16 protein-coding genes are annotated in these 15,604 nt (G+C 61.5%); 14 read left to right on the top strand and 2 right to left on the bottom strand.

Features of this window, described 5'->3' with window-relative positions; genetic code table 11:
• The first annotated feature begins 88 nt into the window (after positions 1-88).
• The 14 genes from JFU47_RS15235 to JFU47_RS15300 are packed head-to-tail and all read left to right on the top strand — an operon-like array spanning position 89 to position 13,952.
• Positions 89-823: a glycosyltransferase family 2 protein gene (locus JFU47_RS15235; RefSeq protein WP_201183944.1), complete on the top strand. Its 735-nt coding sequence runs from the start codon at positions 89-91 to the stop codon at positions 821-823.
• Positions 820-1,767, top strand: a complete 948-nt coding sequence (locus JFU47_RS15240) for an LpxL/LpxP family acyltransferase (RefSeq protein WP_201183946.1) — start codon at positions 820-822, stop codon at positions 1,765-1,767. Before JFU47_RS15235 ends, JFU47_RS15240 begins: the two co-directional genes overlap by 4 nt.
• Positions 1,748-3,292: an HAL/PAL/TAL family ammonia-lyase gene (locus tag JFU47_RS15245; RefSeq protein ID WP_008149617.1), complete on the top strand. Its 1,545-nt coding sequence runs from the start codon at positions 1,748-1,750 to the stop codon at positions 3,290-3,292. The genes JFU47_RS15240 and JFU47_RS15245 overlap by 20 nt, the downstream gene beginning before the upstream one ends.
• Positions 3,285-3,710 (top strand): acyl-CoA thioesterase, encoded by a 426-nt coding sequence (locus tag JFU47_RS15250; RefSeq protein ID WP_056741216.1) that lies wholly within the window; start codon positions 3,285-3,287, stop codon positions 3,708-3,710. The genes JFU47_RS15245 and JFU47_RS15250 overlap by 8 nt, the downstream gene beginning before the upstream one ends.
• On the top strand, positions 3,707-4,309 hold the full coding sequence (locus JFU47_RS15255) for an outer membrane lipoprotein carrier protein LolA (protein WP_201183948.1): 603 nt from the start codon (positions 3,707-3,709) through the stop codon (positions 4,307-4,309). Before JFU47_RS15250 ends, JFU47_RS15255 begins: the two co-directional genes overlap by 4 nt.
• Entirely contained in the window at positions 4,293-6,632 is a 2,340-nt protein-coding gene (locus tag JFU47_RS15260; RefSeq protein ID WP_201183950.1) for an MMPL family transporter, read from the top strand. The genes JFU47_RS15255 and JFU47_RS15260 overlap by 17 nt, the downstream gene beginning before the upstream one ends.
• Positions 6,629-7,789: a sodium:proton antiporter gene (locus JFU47_RS15265; protein WP_150656711.1), complete on the top strand. Its 1,161-nt coding sequence runs from the start codon at positions 6,629-6,631 to the stop codon at positions 7,787-7,789. The genes JFU47_RS15260 and JFU47_RS15265 overlap by 4 nt, the downstream gene beginning before the upstream one ends.
• The gene (locus JFU47_RS15270; protein ID WP_201183954.1) at positions 7,776-9,023 is read left to right on the top strand and encodes a tryptophan 7-halogenase; all 1,248 of its coding nucleotides are present in this window, start codon (positions 7,776-7,778) and stop codon (positions 9,021-9,023) included. The genes JFU47_RS15265 and JFU47_RS15270 overlap by 14 nt, the downstream gene beginning before the upstream one ends.
• Positions 9,020-9,745 (top strand): class I SAM-dependent methyltransferase, encoded by a 726-nt coding sequence (locus JFU47_RS15275; RefSeq protein WP_201183957.1) that lies wholly within the window; start codon positions 9,020-9,022, stop codon positions 9,743-9,745. Before JFU47_RS15270 ends, JFU47_RS15275 begins: the two co-directional genes overlap by 4 nt.
• Positions 9,745-10,350 (top strand): hypothetical protein, encoded by a 606-nt coding sequence (locus JFU47_RS15280; RefSeq protein ID WP_201183960.1) that lies wholly within the window; start codon positions 9,745-9,747, stop codon positions 10,348-10,350. Before JFU47_RS15275 ends, JFU47_RS15280 begins: the two co-directional genes overlap by 1 nt.
• Positions 10,347-11,543, top strand: coding sequence for a beta-ketoacyl-[acyl-carrier-protein] synthase family protein (locus JFU47_RS15285; protein WP_201183962.1), 1,197 nt, complete (start codon positions 10,347-10,349; stop codon positions 11,541-11,543). Before JFU47_RS15280 ends, JFU47_RS15285 begins: the two co-directional genes overlap by 4 nt.
• On the top strand, positions 11,540-12,001 hold the full coding sequence (locus JFU47_RS15290; protein WP_201183965.1) for an ApeP family dehydratase: 462 nt from the start codon (positions 11,540-11,542) through the stop codon (positions 11,999-12,001). The genes JFU47_RS15285 and JFU47_RS15290 overlap by 4 nt, the downstream gene beginning before the upstream one ends.
• Complete coding sequence (locus JFU47_RS15295) at positions 11,998-12,726, top strand: 3-ketoacyl-ACP reductase FabG2 (RefSeq protein WP_201183968.1); 729 nt, start codon at positions 11,998-12,000, stop codon at positions 12,724-12,726. The genes JFU47_RS15290 and JFU47_RS15295 overlap by 4 nt, the downstream gene beginning before the upstream one ends.
• Entirely contained in the window at positions 12,726-13,952 is a 1,227-nt protein-coding gene (locus JFU47_RS15300) for a beta-ketoacyl-ACP synthase (protein WP_201183971.1), read from the top strand. The genes JFU47_RS15295 and JFU47_RS15300 overlap by 1 nt, the downstream gene beginning before the upstream one ends.
• Before the next feature lie 171 nt (positions 13,953-14,123).
• On the opposite strand, the gene JFU47_RS15305 is transcribed toward JFU47_RS15300, so the two are convergent.
• Both JFU47_RS15305 and JFU47_RS15310 read right to left on the bottom strand, forming a co-directional pair.
• Positions 14,124-14,567 carry a DUF2846 domain-containing protein gene (locus tag JFU47_RS15305; protein ID WP_201183974.1) on the bottom strand — a complete coding sequence of 148 codons (444 nt, stop codon included), beginning with the start codon at positions 14,565-14,567 and terminating at the stop codon, positions 14,124-14,126.
• Positions 14,568-14,905: 338 nt separating this feature from the next.
• Positions 14,906-15,196, bottom strand: coding sequence for a DUF6124 family protein (locus JFU47_RS15310; RefSeq protein WP_201183977.1), 291 nt, complete (start codon positions 15,194-15,196; stop codon positions 14,906-14,908).
• Positions 15,197-15,604 lie beyond the last annotated feature (408 nt).

The raw sequence follows: 15,604 nt of genomic DNA on the forward strand, positions 1-15,604 counted from the left end.
CACACTGGATCTGAGCCCTACACGAATCCCCTGTGGGAGCGAGCCTGCTCGCGATGCAGGCGCCTCGGTGCTTCAGGCGAAACCCAACATGCATAACCCCTGCGCCGTCATCCCGGTCTACAACCACGAAACCGCCATCACCACGGTGGTTGATGCGGTGCTCGCCAGTGGCCTGCCGTGCATTCTCGTGGACGATGCCAGCAGCCCATCCTGTGCAAAGGTGCTTGATCAACTGGCCCAGCGCGACAAGGTGTTCCTGATCCGACTCGCCGCCAACCAGGGCAAGGGTGGCGCGGTCATGACCGGTTTTCGCGAAGCCTCGCGCCTGGGTTTCAGCCATGCCTTGCAGGTGGACGCCGACGGTCAACATGATCTGCAAGACGTCCGGACCTTCATCGAATTGTCACGCGCCCATCCCGAGGCGGTGATCTGCGGCTATCCGCGATACGACGCCAGCGTGCCGAAAGGTCGCTTGTACGCCCGTTACCTGACTCACGTCATGGTCTGGATCAACACCCTGTCCTTGCAGATTCGCGACTCCATGTGCGGCTTCCGCGTCTATCCGTTACCACCGACCCTGGCGCTGATTGATTCGGCGAAGATCGGCAAGCGCATGGACTTCGACTCGGACATTCTCGTACGCCTGGCCTGGCGCAATCTGCCCATGCAATGGCTGCAAACCAGAGTCCATTACCCGCTGGATGGCGTCTCGCATTTCCGCCTGTTCCACGACAACGTGCTGATTTCGAGCATGCACACGCGGTTGTTCTTCGGCATGTTGCTGCGTGCTCCGGTCATCCTCTGGCGACGGTGGCGGACATGAGCACTGAAACGGACAAAAAACACTGGGCCGACCGCGAGGAGCGCGGCAGCTTCTGGCTGATGAAATTCACCGCACTCTGCGCCAAAGTGCTCGGCCGTCGGCTGCTGAGCCCGCTGCTGTATGGCATAGTTCTGTACTTTTTCCTGTTCGGTCGCAGCGCCCGTCGTAGCGCCTGGCAATACCAGCAGAGGCTCGCCGACTGGAGTGGTCGCGACGAATTGCGCCCGACCCATTGGCGGGTGTTCGGCCAGTTCATGGCCTTCGCCGACTCCATGCTCGACAAACTCGACGTGTGGAACGGCAAGTTGAGCATCGAGCAGATCGAAATCATCGACCCGGCCTTGCTGCGCAATCAACTGCGCGGCACCCGCGGGCAGATGCTGGTAGGCGCGCATTTAGGCAATCTCGAGGTCTGCCGTGCGCTGGCCGAGATTGGCGAAAAAGTCACGATGAACGTGCTGGTGCACACCAAGCATGCTGAGCAATTCAACCGCTTGCTGGGTGAAGCAGGCGCGACCAATCTGCGGCTGATTCAGGTCAGCGAGCTGGACCCGCTGATCATGCTGCAACTCCATGAACGCCTTGAACGCGGCGAGTGGCTGGCGATTGCCGGCGACCGCGTGCCGCTGCATGGCGGGCGCAGTGTGACGGTGGATTTCCTTGGCCATCAAGCCGCATTCCCTCAAGGACCGTGGTTGCTGGCCGGTCTGCTGAAATGCCCGATCAACCTGATGCTGTGCCTGAAGAAGCCGACGGGCGACTATCGACTGACCCTCGAACCGTTCGCCGAGGCCGTGGTGTGGAAGCGCAGCGACCGCGAACAGGTCATTCATCAGTGGGCCTCCCGCTATGCCGAACGCTTGGGTCACTATTGCCTTGAAGCGCCCCAACAATGGTTCAACTTTTACCCTTTCTGGAAGACCGATGACGACGCCAACGCTTGAGCCGGTAACCTTCGGCGAACTCCCTTTGCGCATCGAAGACGTGCTGGCCCTGGCCAACCGTCAGGTGCCGACGCAGTTGCAAAGCGACCCTGCGTACCGCGAGCGGATCGCCAAGGGTGCGCGATTCCTTGACTCCCTGCTGGACAAGGAAGGCGTGATCTACGGCGTGACCACCGGTTACGGCGACTCTTGCGTGGTCGCGGTGCCGCTGCATCACGTCGAGGCATTGCCCCGTCATCTGTACACGTTCCACGGCTGCGGGTTGGGCAAACTGCTTGATGCGCAGGCCACTCGCGCGGTGCTGGCGGCACGTTTGCAGTCGCTGTGTCACGGCGTTTCCGGGGTGCGCGTGGAGTTGTTGGAACGCCTGCAAGCCTTCCTCGAACACGACATTCTGCCGCTGATTCCGGAAGAAGGTTCGGTGGGTGCCAGCGGTGATCTGACGCCGTTGTCCTATGTCGCCGCGACCTTGTCCGGCGAGCGCGAAGTGATGTTCCGTGGCGAACGCCGACAAGCGGCCGACGTGCACCGCGAACTGGGTTGGGAGCCGCTGGTATTGCGCCCCAAAGAAGCCCTCGCCTTGATGAACGGCACCGCCGTCATGACCGGTCTCGCGTGCCTGGCCTACGCCCGCGCCGATTACCTGCTGCAACTGGCCACCCGCATCACCGCGTTGAACGTGGTCGCGCTGCAAGGCAACCCCGAGCACTTCGACGAGCGCCTGTTCGCCACCAAACCGCATCCGGGGCAGATGCAAGTCGCCGCGTGGCTGCGCAAGGATTTGGCGATCGACGCGCCGACCGCGCCACTGCATCGCCTGCAAGACCGTTATTCCCTGCGTTGTGCACCCCATGTCCTCGGCGTATTGGCCGACAGCCTGAACTGGCTGCGCTCGTTCATCGAGATCGAGCTCAACAGCGCCAACGACAACCCGATTATCGATGCCGAAGCCGAGCGCGTGCTGCACGGCGGGCACTTCTACGGCGGCCACATCGCGTTCGCCATGGACAGCCTGAAAAACCTGGTGGCCAACGTCGCCGACCTGCTCGATCGTCAACTCGCCCTGCTGGTGGACGAGCGTTACAACCATGGCCTGCCGAGCAACCTGTCCGGCGCCACCGCTGATCGCGCGATGCTCAATCACGGCTTCAAAGCCGTGCAGATCGGCACCAGTGCATGGACCGCCGAAGCGCTGAAAAACACCATGCCGGCCAGCGTCTTCTCGCGCTCCACTGAGTGCCACAACCAGGACAAAGTGAGCATGGGCACCATCGCCGCCCGCGATGCGATTCGTGTGCTGGAGCTGACCGAACAGGTCGCTGCCGCCACTCTGTTGGCCGCCAACCAGGGCGTCTGGCTGCGCAGCAAGGCCGAGGACGCGCGCCCGCTGCCGCCAGCCCTGGCCGCCATGCACGAAGAACTGGCCAAGGACTTCCCGCCGGTCATCGAAGACCGCGCGCTGGAAGGTGAACTGCGCCTGTGTCTGCAACGCATCGCCGAGCAACACTGGAGGCTGCATGCGTAGCAAGGGAGTGCTTCACACCGATACGGAAATCCTCGTGCCGTTCTTTGATGTCGACACCATGAACGTCGTCTGGCACGGCCATTACATCAAATACCTGGAAGTCGCCCGCTGCGCACTGCTGGACAAGATCGGCCACAACTACACGGCCATGGTCGAGTCGGGTTACGCGTGGCCGGTGATCGATCTGCAATTGCGTTATGTGCGCGGCGCCGTGTTCGGCCAAAAGCTCAACGTACGCGCCAATCTGGTGGAATGGGAGAACCGTCTGAAGATCAGCTACCTGATCAGCGATCTGCAAACCGGCGAACGCTTGACCCGCGCCAGTTCCGTGCAGGTCGCCGTCGACATGAGCAGCCGCGAGATGCAGTTGGCCTCACCCAAGGTATTCACCGACGCTGTTGAAAGGATGCTCGCATGAACCCGTTCTTCAAATGCCTCGGCGCGTTGGCGCTGCTTGGGTTGTCATCGATCGCCAACGCCTTCGATCTGCAACAGCTCAGCGATCAACTGGCCAAGCCTGACGTGATCCACGGCAACTTCATCCAGGAAAAACACCTGCGCGCCCTGCCCCAGCCGCTGACCAGCAAGGGCACTTTCGTCCTCGCTAAAAACCACGGCTTGCTCTGGCTGCTGAAAACCCCGCTGCAACAGGATTACCGCATCAGCGACAAAGGCATTGCCCGGCGTGACGCCAACGGTTGGCAAATGCTGCCGAGCAAGAGTGCCGGCGCCGAGCAGAACCGTTTGTTCCTCGCCGTACTGCAAGGCGACAGCAGCGGGCTGCAACGGGATTTCGAGCTTTCACTGAGCGGCGACGCGCAGAACTGGAAGCTGACGCTGACCCCGCGTTCCATGCTGCTCAAGCAGGTGTTCACTCAGATCAACATTGACGGCGGCGAACTGGTGCACAGCATCGAGTTGCTCGAAACCCAAGGCGACAGCACGCTTTTGCGCATGCAGGACAGCACCAGCGCCCAACCGTTGAGCGACGCGGAGCAACATGACTTTGCCGAGTGAACGGAGTCTTCCACGGCTGTTTCTGATCCTGCTGCTGGCGGTGCTCGCGCTCGCCGGTTGGCAATGGCGTGACGGCGCACCGCTGTCGGCCAACCTGATGGAACTGGTACCGGGCACGGCGCCAGATGCGCTGGAACTGCGCGCCGAACAACGCATGCAAGAACCGCTGAACCGCGAAATGCTGGTGCTGGTCGGCCACACCGATCGCCAGCAAGCGGTCGCCATGGCGCAGAAACTGGGGGAGCAATGGCAAGCCAGCGGCTTGTTCGAGAAGGTCCAGTGGAACCTGCAAGCCGACCTGCCGGCGCTGCGTACGCAACTGCTGCAAGGCCGACTGGCAATGCTCTCAGCGGCTGACCGACAGCAACTGATCGAGCATCCCGACGCCTTTATCCAGCAGCGAGTACAAGCACTGTTCGACCCCTTCACCGGTTTCAGTCTGGTGCCGAGCCAGGATGACTGGCTGGGCCTGACCGGGCGCATCCAGAACAGCCAGCCGCAGCACGGTTCGGTGCAATTGGACATCGGCAGCGGTGCGCTGGTCGCCGATGCCGACGGCAAGAGTTGGGTGCTGCTGCGCTCGCGCACCACGGGCAACGCCTTCGACATGAACCTGCCGCTGCAAGTGGCCGACCTCCTCCAGCACAGCCGTGAAGAAGCCGCCCAGGCAAACGTTCAATTGCTTGCCGCCAGCGGCTTGCTCTATGCGGCCAGTGGGCAAAAGCAAGCCACCCGGGAAATGACCTGGGTCGGTGGCGGCGCCACGGCGGGTATTCTGTTGCTGTTGCTGCTGGCCTTCCGGCGCTGGCGGGTGTTACTGGCCTTCGTCCCGGTGCTGGTGGGCATGCTCTTCGGTGCGGTGGCTTGTGTGGCGCTGTTCGGCCATATGCATGTGATGACGTTGGTGCTCGGCTCCAGCCTGATCGGCGTAGCGGTCGATTACCCGCTGCATTACCTGTCCAAGAGCTGGAGCCTGAAGCCCTGGCACAGTTGGCCGGCCCTGCGCCTGACGTTGCCGGGCCTGACGCTGAGCCTGATTACCAGTTGCATCGGTTACCTGGCCCTGGCCTGGACACCGTTCCCGGCGCTGACCCAGATTGCCGTGTTCTCTGCCGCCGGTCTGCTCGGCGCTTATTTGTCCGCGGTGTGCCTGCTGCCGGCACTGCTCAAGGGTACAGACCTGCGTCCAGCGCAGTGGCCGCTGCGGGTGGCCGAGTATTTGCTGGCGCTACGTGAAACGCTGCTCAAACTCGCGAGTACGCCGGTGCTGCTGGCGCTGCTGATTGCCTTTTGTGTGGGCGGCCTGTTGCAACTCGACACCAAAAACGACATTCGCCAGTGGGTCGGTGCACCGCAGCAACTGACTGACGAAGCACAAACCATTGCGCGCATCACTGGTTATCAGCCGACCAGCCAGTTCTTCCTGGTGCGCGCGGCCAATCAGCAGCAACTGCTGGAACGCCAAACCGCGCTGAGCGAGCGGCTGGATCAGCTGGTCAACCTGGAAAAACTCCAGGGTTATCTGTCGCTCAATCAATTGGTCAGCCAACCCTCCGAACAGCGGAAAGTGCGTGAAGCGCTGAACAAATTGCCGCAGTTCTGGCAACCACTACTCGATGTCGGCGTGCCGGCGGAGGCGCTGCAAGCAGAGCTCACGAAGTTGCAGGCACTGCCCACCGAAGACATCGACGCTGCGCTGGTCGGTCCGTTGGCCGAGCCCTATCGCACGCTGTGGCTGGGACCGACCGATGACGGCGTAGCAGCGATGGTCAGTCTGCAAGGCCTGAACAGTCCCTCTCTGCTGCGAGTCCAGGCGCTGGATTTACCGGGTGTGGAACTGGTGGACCGCCTCGGTGAGTTGAACAAAGTGTTCGCGGACACCCAGATCAGTGCCGCAGAGTTGAAACTCGCTTCCTGTGTGCTGATCGTGCTGGTGCTGATCCTGCCGTTCGGCTTCGGCGGCGCGCTGCGAATCGTCGCCCTGCCGCTGCTGGCCGCGCTGTGCAGCCTGGCCAGTCTCGGCTGGATGGGGCAACCGCTGACGCTGTTCAGCCTGTTCGGCCTGCTGCTGGTGACGGCCATCAGCGTCGATTACGCGATCCTCATGCGTGAACAGGTCGGCGGCGCTGCCGTGAGCCTGCTGGGCACCTTGCTGGCGGCGCTGACCACCTGGCTGTCGTTCGGGTTGCTGGCCGTGTCCAGCACGCCGGCGGTGAGCAATTTCGGTCTGTCGGTGAGCCTCGGCCTGGCGTTCAGCTTTATCCTTGCACCTTGGGCCGGACGCCAGGTTCACGCAGCCCCGGTCACGGAGTCGGCAACATGATGATCGCCGTGTTCTGGGTCATGGCCCTGGCGCTGTTCGCCGTGGCCACCCGTGTCGGTCGTCACTTCGGCGTGATCCCGATTGTCAGCCAGTTGCTGCTGGCCACCTTCGGCCTGCCGCTGCTGATGTACTTCTGGATCGAACCCCAATGGCAATTGAGCGGCGCCGCACTGGTCGCGCCGGCCTGGCTGAAAAACGTCTACAGCCTGAGCTTTGCCTTGTTGCTGGGGCACATTCTCAGTGACGTGATTGACCTGCGACTCGACCGTCAGAGCCTGAAAATCGCCCTGCCGAGTTTCTGTATTCCGTTTGCCTGCGGTCTTGCGACAGCGGTGTGGCTGCTACCGCCGCAACCCTGGATCAGTTCATTGGCGGTCGGCCTGCTGTTCGCCATCACGGCGATTCCGGTGTTGTATCTGTACCTGCGGCACATCAAATACCCGCCTGCCGCCACCCGGCGACTGGTGCAGACCGCGATCCTCATCGACCTCACCTGTTGGACCCTGTTCGCCATCGCGCAGGGCAGCCTGCACCTGAGCAGCCTCTTGCTGCCGCTGGCCGGCGCCTGCCTGCCGTTGCTGCTGCGTCTGCTCCGATTGCGCCAACCGCTGCTGCACAGCGGTTGCTTCTTCGCACTGCTGGTCGTGGCGGAACACTTCAAGCTCAATGCGCTGATTTTCGGCATCGGTTACCTGCTGTGGATGGCCGCGCTCAAAGTGCCGCTGGTGCTGCCGCTGCCGGTGATCTGGATGAGTCACTTGCAGACGTATATCGCGATCCCGCTGATCCTCACGTTCGGCATCGTGCAAATCAACGTCCACGCGGCCATGGCCAGCCTCGGCTGGGTGCAACTGGCCGCACTGCTGCTGTTCCCGATTGCCAGTAAACTGCTGGGCAACTGGCTGGGCCTCGGCTGGGCCGGCGCCTCGTTTGAAGGCGCCAGTCGCTGGCGGGAAAGTGTCTTGCTGAACATTCGTGGCTTGAGCGAGATCGTCTTTCTCAACCTGCTGCTGCAACAACAACTCATCAGCCCGGCGTTGTACTTCGCGCTGATGGTGATGGGCCTGATCGCGACACTGCTGCCGGCACTCGCCGGCATGCACCGAACCCCTCTGAACATCGCCGTCCCGGCAAGGAGCCCCCGTGCCAACAGTTGAAATGGAACATCGCCAGGTCGTGGTTATCGGTGCAGGTCCATCGGGCGCCATCGCCGCCGCGCTGCTCAAGCGCAAAGGTCACGACGTATTGATGATCGAACGCCAGCATTTCCCACGGTTTTCCATCGGTGAAAGCCTGCTGTCCCACTGCCTGGATTTCGTCGAAGAAGCCGGCATGCTCGAGGCGGTGAACGCCGCCGGATTCCAGTTGAAAAACGGTGCGGCATTCGCTTGGGGCGAGCAATACAGCGCCTTTGATTTCGGCGAGACGTTCAGCAACGGCAAGCCGACCACCTTCCAGGTCCAGCGTGCCGATTTCGACAAGCTGCTGGCCGATCAGGCCGCGTTGCAAGGTGTGGACGTTCGCTACGGCGAAGCCATCATCAGCGTCGATTTCACCTTGGCAAAACCGCAGCTCGACGTGCTTCGCGAAGACGGCAGCCAGTACCGTGTCGAAGCCGATTTCGTGCTGGATGCCAGCGGCTACGGCCGTGTGCTCCCGCGCTTGCTCGACCTTGAAGCGCCGTCGGATTTCCCGGTGCGCCAGGCCGTGTTCACCCACGTCGAAGACCACATCGACAACCCGGCTTTCGAGCGGGAAAAAATCCTCATCACCACCCATCCGATCCACCGCGATATCTGGTTCTGGACCATCCCGTTCAGCAACGGCCGTTGTTCGGTGGGCGTGGTCGCGGCAGCCGAACACTTCGACGGTCGCATGGAAAATCTGGACGAGTGCCTGCGAGGGTTTATCGCTGAAACCCCAAGCCTGGCCGGTGTGCTGAACAACGCCGTGTGGGATACGCCTGCTCGAACCATCGGCGGCTACTCGGCCAACGTCAAAACCCTCCACGGGCCAGGCTTTGCCCTGCTCGGCAACGCAGCAGAATTCCTCGACCCGGTGTTCTCCTCCGGCGTGACCATCGCCATGCGCTCGGCGAGCATGGCCGCCGGGGTTCTGCATCGCCAACTGCAAGGCGAACATGTCGACTGGCAGACTGAGTTCGCCATCCCGCTCAAGCGCGGCGTCGACACGTTCCGGTGCTACGTCGAAGGCTGGTACGCCGGGACGTTCCAGGATGTGATTTATCACGAGGGCGGCTCGCCCGATATTCGCCGCATGATCAGTTCGATTCTGGCCGGGTATGCCTGGGACGAGCGTAATCCGTTCGTCGCCGAACCCAAGCGCCGGCTGCGGATGCTCTCGGAGCTCTGTGCAAGGGACGGCACATGAGCTACTTGAGCGACACCTACGTCGAAGAGACCCGCTTTGGCTTCTGGTTTCTGCGCAGCCACACCTGGCGGCACCATGTACTGCGAGTGGCCATCAGCGATTTGCGCAGCCTGTTCAGCGAAACACTGCCGAACAACCCGGTGCTGCTGGATGCCGGTTGCGGTCAGGGCAAATCGTTTCAGTACTTGCGCCAGACCTTTGCCCCCCAGCGCCTGATCGGTCTGGACGCCGACCCTCACAGCCTGAACCTGGCCGGCGAAGAAGCCGTTCGTCAGGGCATGGCGGTGGAGTTGATCGGCAGCGACTGCGCGAGCATCAACGTCCCGGACGCCAGCGTCGATTTGCTGTTCTGTCACCAGACCTTCCACCATCTGGTGCAGCAGGAACAGGCACTGGCCGAGTTCTACCGCGTGCTCAAGCCCGGTGGCTATCTGCTGTTCGCCGAATCCACCGAGGCTTACATTGATACCTGGGTGATCCGCTGGTTGTTCCGCCATCCGATGCACGTGCAGAAGAGCGCCGCCGGGTATCTGGACATGATTCGCCAGCAGGGTTTCGAACTCGGCCCGCAAAACGTGTCTTATCCATACTTGTGGTGGAGCCGCGCCAAGGATTTCGGCCTGTTTGAACGCTTGGGTCTGCGCCGGCCAAAGCCCTTCGGCCAACGGGAAGAAACCCTGGTCAATGTGGTCGCGCGCAAACCCCTTGAAGGTGCCGTGTGATGTTCAGTGCAACTAAACCCTGTGGGAGCGAGCCTGCTCGCGAAAGCGGTGTGTCAGTCAACAATAGTGTTGGATCTGCTGACGCATTCGCGAGCAGGCTCGCTCCCACAGGGATAGCGGACATTCTGCGATTTCTGCTACTTGGCGCTGTCCTGTTGCTGAGCGCCTGTGCCAACCGGGCGCCGCTGCCCGAGCAAACCCCGAACCTGTCGTTGCCGCTGCAATTGCACATCCAGCGCCTGGTGGCCGACCAACGGCAGGACTGGGTGCTGGTGATCCAGCGTGAAGGCCCAGGCATTCGCTGGTCGATGATGGACTTGCTGGGTATTCCCCAGGCACGCCAGAAACTGGTCGACGGCGAGTGGCAGGCTGACGGCCTGCTGCCGCCCAATCCGGAAGCGCGAGAGCTGTTCGCCGCGCTGCTGTTTGCGCTGACCCCTAAAGATGAACTGTCGGGCAACTATCCCGCCGCTTGGCAGCATGGCTCGCAACGATCCTTGCCAGCGCACTGGGAAGTCCGCTACTCACAACCCATGAGCTTTGAATTGAACCTGCCCAAAGGCCCGAAATATCAAGTCACGCCGCTCAGCGGGGACGCGCCATGACGGCCTACCTGAATGCCCTCGGGGTGATCTGCGCCCTGGGCCGTGACAAGTCCGAAGTCGCTCGCAACCTGTTTTCCGGTGACTGTTCGGGCATGCGCCATGAGGCCGGCTGGGTGGCGGAACGGTCGTTGCCCGTGGCCGCGGTCCGCGGCGAACTGGCGCCGATCCCGGCTGAGCTTGCGCCGCAAGACACTCGCAATAATCAATTGCTGCTGGAAGCCGCGCTGCAAATTCGCGAAGACATCGACCAGGCGATCCAGACCTACGGCCGCGACCGCATCGGTATCGTTCTGGGCACCAGCACCTCGGGCATCGACGAGGCCAGTCGCGGCCTGGCCCATTACATCCGCGAGCATCAGTTCCCGACCGATTACGACTATCAGCAACAGGAACTCGGCGCTCCGGCAAACTTCCTCGCCGACTGGCTGCAACTGAGCGGCCCGGCCTATGTGATTTCCACGGCCTGCACCTCCAGCGCCCGGGCGCTGATGAGTGCTCAGCGACTGTTGGATCTGGGCATTTGCGATGCGGTGCTGTGCGGCGGCGTCGACAGCCTGTGCAAGCTGACCCTCAATGGGTTTTCGGCGCTGGAAGCGGTGTCCGGGCAACGCTGCAACCCGTTTTCGGTGAACCGAAACGGCATCAACATTGGCGAAGCGGCGGTGCTGTTTTTGATGAGCAAAAGTGTCGGCGACAGCCAGCCGATTGCCCTGCTCGGCAGTGGCGCCAGCTCCGATGCACATCACATTTCCGCACCGGAACCCAGCGGCCGCGGCGCCCTGCAAGCGATGCGCAAAGCCTTGAGCCGAGCAAATCTGCAGCCGCAACAGATCGATTACTTGAACCTGCACGGCACCGCCACCCAACACAACGACGCCATGGAAAGCCTGGCGGTGGCGACGTTGTTCCCGGCGGGTGTGCCGTGTTCGTCGACCAAACCCATGACCGGCCACACCCTCGGGGCAGCCGGCGCCCTGGAAGCGGCGTTTTGCTGGTTGAGCCTGAGTGCAGGCAATCGCGAGCACGCCCTGCCGCCCCACGTCTGGGACAGCCAGCCGGACCCCGAATTGCCAGCCCTGAAATGGGTGACCCCGGCCGATCGCCTGACGTCCATTGCACCTCGCTATCTGATGAGCAATTCCTTTGCCTTCGGTGGTAACAACGTCAGCCTGATTATCGGAGACGCCCCATGATTGACTGGCCGATCGCCGAGCTGCTGCCGCACGCTGGCGACATGATCTTCATCGAACAGATCCTGTCGTTCGACGACGAGCAGATTTACACCCGTCTCACGGTCAGACCCGATGGTCTGTTCAACCGCCCGGACGGCAGCCTGCCGGCCTGGGTCGGCATCGAACTGATGGCCCAGAGCGTCGCTGCCTACGCCGGTTGCCATGCGCGCCAACGTGGCGATGCGGTGGCGCTGGGGTTTCTGCTCGGCACCCGCAAATTCGAATGCAACGTCGAGCACTTTCCCGCCGGTACCGAGCTGACCATCCACGGCATCCGCTCGCTGGAAGACGACAACGGCATGGGCGTGTTCGAATGCCACATCACCGCCCCCGGCATTCACGCCACCGCTCGTCTGAACGTGTTCCGTCCGCCTCAGGCCGCTCAATACCTTCATGAAACCCAAGGAACCCAACCATGACTGAATCCGTACTGATCACCGGTTCCAGCCGTGGCATCGGCCGTGCTATCGCTTTGCGTCTGGCCCAGGCCGGGCATGACATCGTGTTGCATTGCCGCAGCGGCCTGGCGGACGCTGAAGCCGTGAAGGCCGACATCGAAGCCTTGGGGCGCAACGTGCGCATTGTGCAATTCGACGTGTCCGATCGCGCCAACTGCAGAGCCATTCTCGAAGCTGACGTGGAAACCCACGGCGCCTATTACGGCGTGGTACTGAACGCCGGCCTGACGCGCGACGGTGCTTTTCCAGCCCTGAGCGAGGATGATTGGGACGTGGTGATGCGCACCAATCTCGACGGTTTTTACAACGTGCTGCACCCGGTGATGATGCCGATGATTCGTCGTCGCGCCGCCGGACGGATTGTTTGCATCACCTCGGTGTCCGGGTTGATCGGCAACCGTGGCCAGGTCAACTACAGCGCCTCCAAGGCCGGGTTGATCGGCGCGGCGAAGGCGTTGGCGATCGAGTTGGGCAAGCGCAAAATTACCGTTAACTGTGTCGCACCCGGCTTGATCGACACCGCGATGCTCGATGAAAACGTGCCGGTGGAAGAAATGATGAAAATGATCCCCGCACAACGCATGGGCACCCCGGAAGAAGTGGCCAGCGCGGTGAATTTCCTGATGTCGGCGGAAGCGTCGTACATCACCCGGCAGGTTCTGGCCGTTAACGGAGGCCTGTGCTGATGAAGCGCGTCGTCGTCACCGGCATGGCCGGCATCACCTCACTGGGCAGCGATTGGGACACCATCGCCGGCAACTTCGCGGCCAACCGCAGCGGTATCCGCCGGATGGACGAGTGGGATCGCTTCACCGAACTCAACACGCGCCTGGCGGGGCCGATCGACGACTTCAAAGTACCGAGCCACTGGACCCGCAAGCAATTGCGCAGCATGGGCCGGGTCTCGCGCCTGGCGGTCGGTGCAGCGGAACAGGCATTGGCCGATGCCGGTCTGCTGGGTGACGAATCGATCAAGGACGGGCGCATGGGCGTTTCCTGCGGCTCATCCACCGGCAGCACCGACGAGATCAAGGCGTTCGGCAACATGCTGCTCAACTCGGTGGCCGAGGGCCTGAACGCTAACTCCTATGTGCGCATGATGCCGCACACCACGGCGGCGAATATCAGCATCTTCTTCGGCCTCACCGGCCGGCTGATCCCGACCTCCAGCGCTTGCACCAGCGGCAGTCAGGGCATCGGTTACGCCTACGAGTCGGTCAAGTTTGGTCGCCTGCCATTGATGCTCGCCGGCGGTGCCGAAGAACTGTGCCCCACCGAAGCGATGGTCTTCGATGCGCTCTACGCCACCAGCCTGAAAAACGATGCGCCGCAGACGTCCCCACGCCCCTACGACAGCGGCCGCGATGGCCTGGTGATCGGTGAAGGCAGTGGCATGTTGGTGCTCGAAGAACTCGAACACGCCTTGGCTCGCGGTGCACACATCCACGCCGAACTCGTCGGTTTCGGCAGCAACGCCGACGGCCAGCATGCCACCCGCCCAGAGCAGGTCACCATGCGCCGGGCCATGGAACTGGCCCTGGAAGATGCCGGGCTGCAACCTTCAGACATCGGCTACGTGAATGGTCACGGCACCGCCACTGAACAGGGCGACATTGCCGAAACACTGGCAACGAGCGCGTTGTTCGGCGAGCACATGCCGATCAGCTCGCAAAAGAGCTTTCTCGGTCACACCCTCGGAGCCTGCGGTGCGCTGGAATCCTGGTTCAGCATCGAAATGATGAACCGCAACCTGTACGTCCACACCCTCAACCTCGACGACGTCGACCCGCACTGCGGCAAACTCGATTACCTGCGCGGCGAGTTCCGGCAGATGAGCAACCAGTACGTGATGAACAACAACTTCGCGTTTGGTGGGGTTAATACTTCGCTGATCTTCCGGCGTTGGTCGTAACTGGGAAGTACGGTGATTGATCGTTCCCACGCTCTGCGTGGGAATGCAGCCCGGGACGCTCTGCGTCCCATCCAGAGCCGAACGCGGAGCGTCCGTTGAGGCATTCCCACGCGGGAGCGTGGGAACGATCAGTTGTGTAGAGCTCCTGGTTGGCAGGGGCCGTTCACACGCTTACTGAGCTTGAATCAATTTGCTTTCAGCGACGCCAGCGCGGCCTGTCTTGTCGTCGACGACTTGCAGGTTGTTGCGCGCCTTGATGAAGCCCACTTTCACTTCCTGCCAGACAAAGTAGTTCTTGCCGGCTTCTGCGGTGAGTTTCAATTCCGAATCGTTTTCCGCCGAAGACACCAGGGTCTGTTGACCGGCCGGGACGGACAACATCAGGTAAGACTTGGCGACGGTCTGCCCTACCGGCTTGCCATTGAGTGCCACCGGCATTTTCACGCCCGCCCCCATACTCTCGTTGCGATAAACGTAGATATTGGCTTTGTCCGGGGTGACCTGGAAGGTCTTGGCCTGAACATCCTGGCTTTCATCAGCCATTTTTACTGAAGCACAACCACCGGTCAGAGCGGTCAATACCAGCAAAGCGGTGAAGGTTATCTGCTTGAACATCCTGTATCTCCATTGTTTTGATGAGTCCAATGACGGTTATCGGCCGCACCCAACAAAACCTTGATGCGCTATGGCGTCAGCCATTCAATCAACGTAACCGCCCCGCGGATCTTCCTGTGCGGGTCATGAATCGCGTCATTCAACGATTTTCAATAACGCCAGAACGACAAAGGGCGACTTTCGGGAACGCAGGCAGTATTGCTTGAATTTGATCGTTCCCACGCTCTGCGTGGGAATGCAGCCCGGGACGCTCTGCGTCCCTCTAGAGCCGAACGCGGAGCGTCCGTTGAGGCATTCCCACGCGGGAGCGTGGGAACGATCAGTTGTGTGGCTGCTTACTAGGGTGGATCGAGGTTATCCAGCACCCGGTTTACTGCGAGTTCACCCAGCATGATCGACTGCTGAATCCCCAGCAGTGTGTTGCTTTGCGATCCTTCCAGATACCTCGCGAAATCACTCGCCATGACATTCGCTGATGCCAGGGATTCACAGGCGTATTCCAGCAACGTCCGGTTATCGGTTTCGGGGGCGATGAAGAAGATTTTGCTGGGTGTGCGTGTTTCGGAGTCCGTTGATTCGGATGGAGTTACGGGATCGGAATCCGGAGGGTTCGGAGTTGGCTTGAACATTGGGAAGGTCTTCCTGTTAGTAGTGCCGCAACCTGTCTCGCTACTAAACGGAAGGGCGGCAGCTGTGCGCAAGTTAGTAGACCGGACACCGACCCAAATCCGGCGCACCCAAGGGCGCCATGCGCACAGCTACCATCAAGTGCAGGCGTATGCCTGACTGAACGACGCTTGTGCATTCGTTTGGGAGGGAAAAACAGGCTACTAAACCCGATCACTGGGAATCAGTGATGCGAACGAAGTTACCGATGGCCCCCAAGACGCACAAGCCGGCGGATTCTGGATTAGTTGTAGGTAATGCCGCAAGGCGCTGTGGCCGGTTCAAGGTAGTTAGGAAATGTCCTACACCCTTCAGCGAAGCGTCCGCTATGGCAGCGGTAACTGCACCTTTTTTGGTGGACTTGCGGACGC

Source organism: Pseudomonas sp. TH39(2020) (assembly GCF_016650715.1).
Taxonomy (GTDB): Bacteria; Pseudomonadota; Gammaproteobacteria; order Pseudomonadales; family Pseudomonadaceae; genus Aquipseudomonas; species Aquipseudomonas mandelii_C.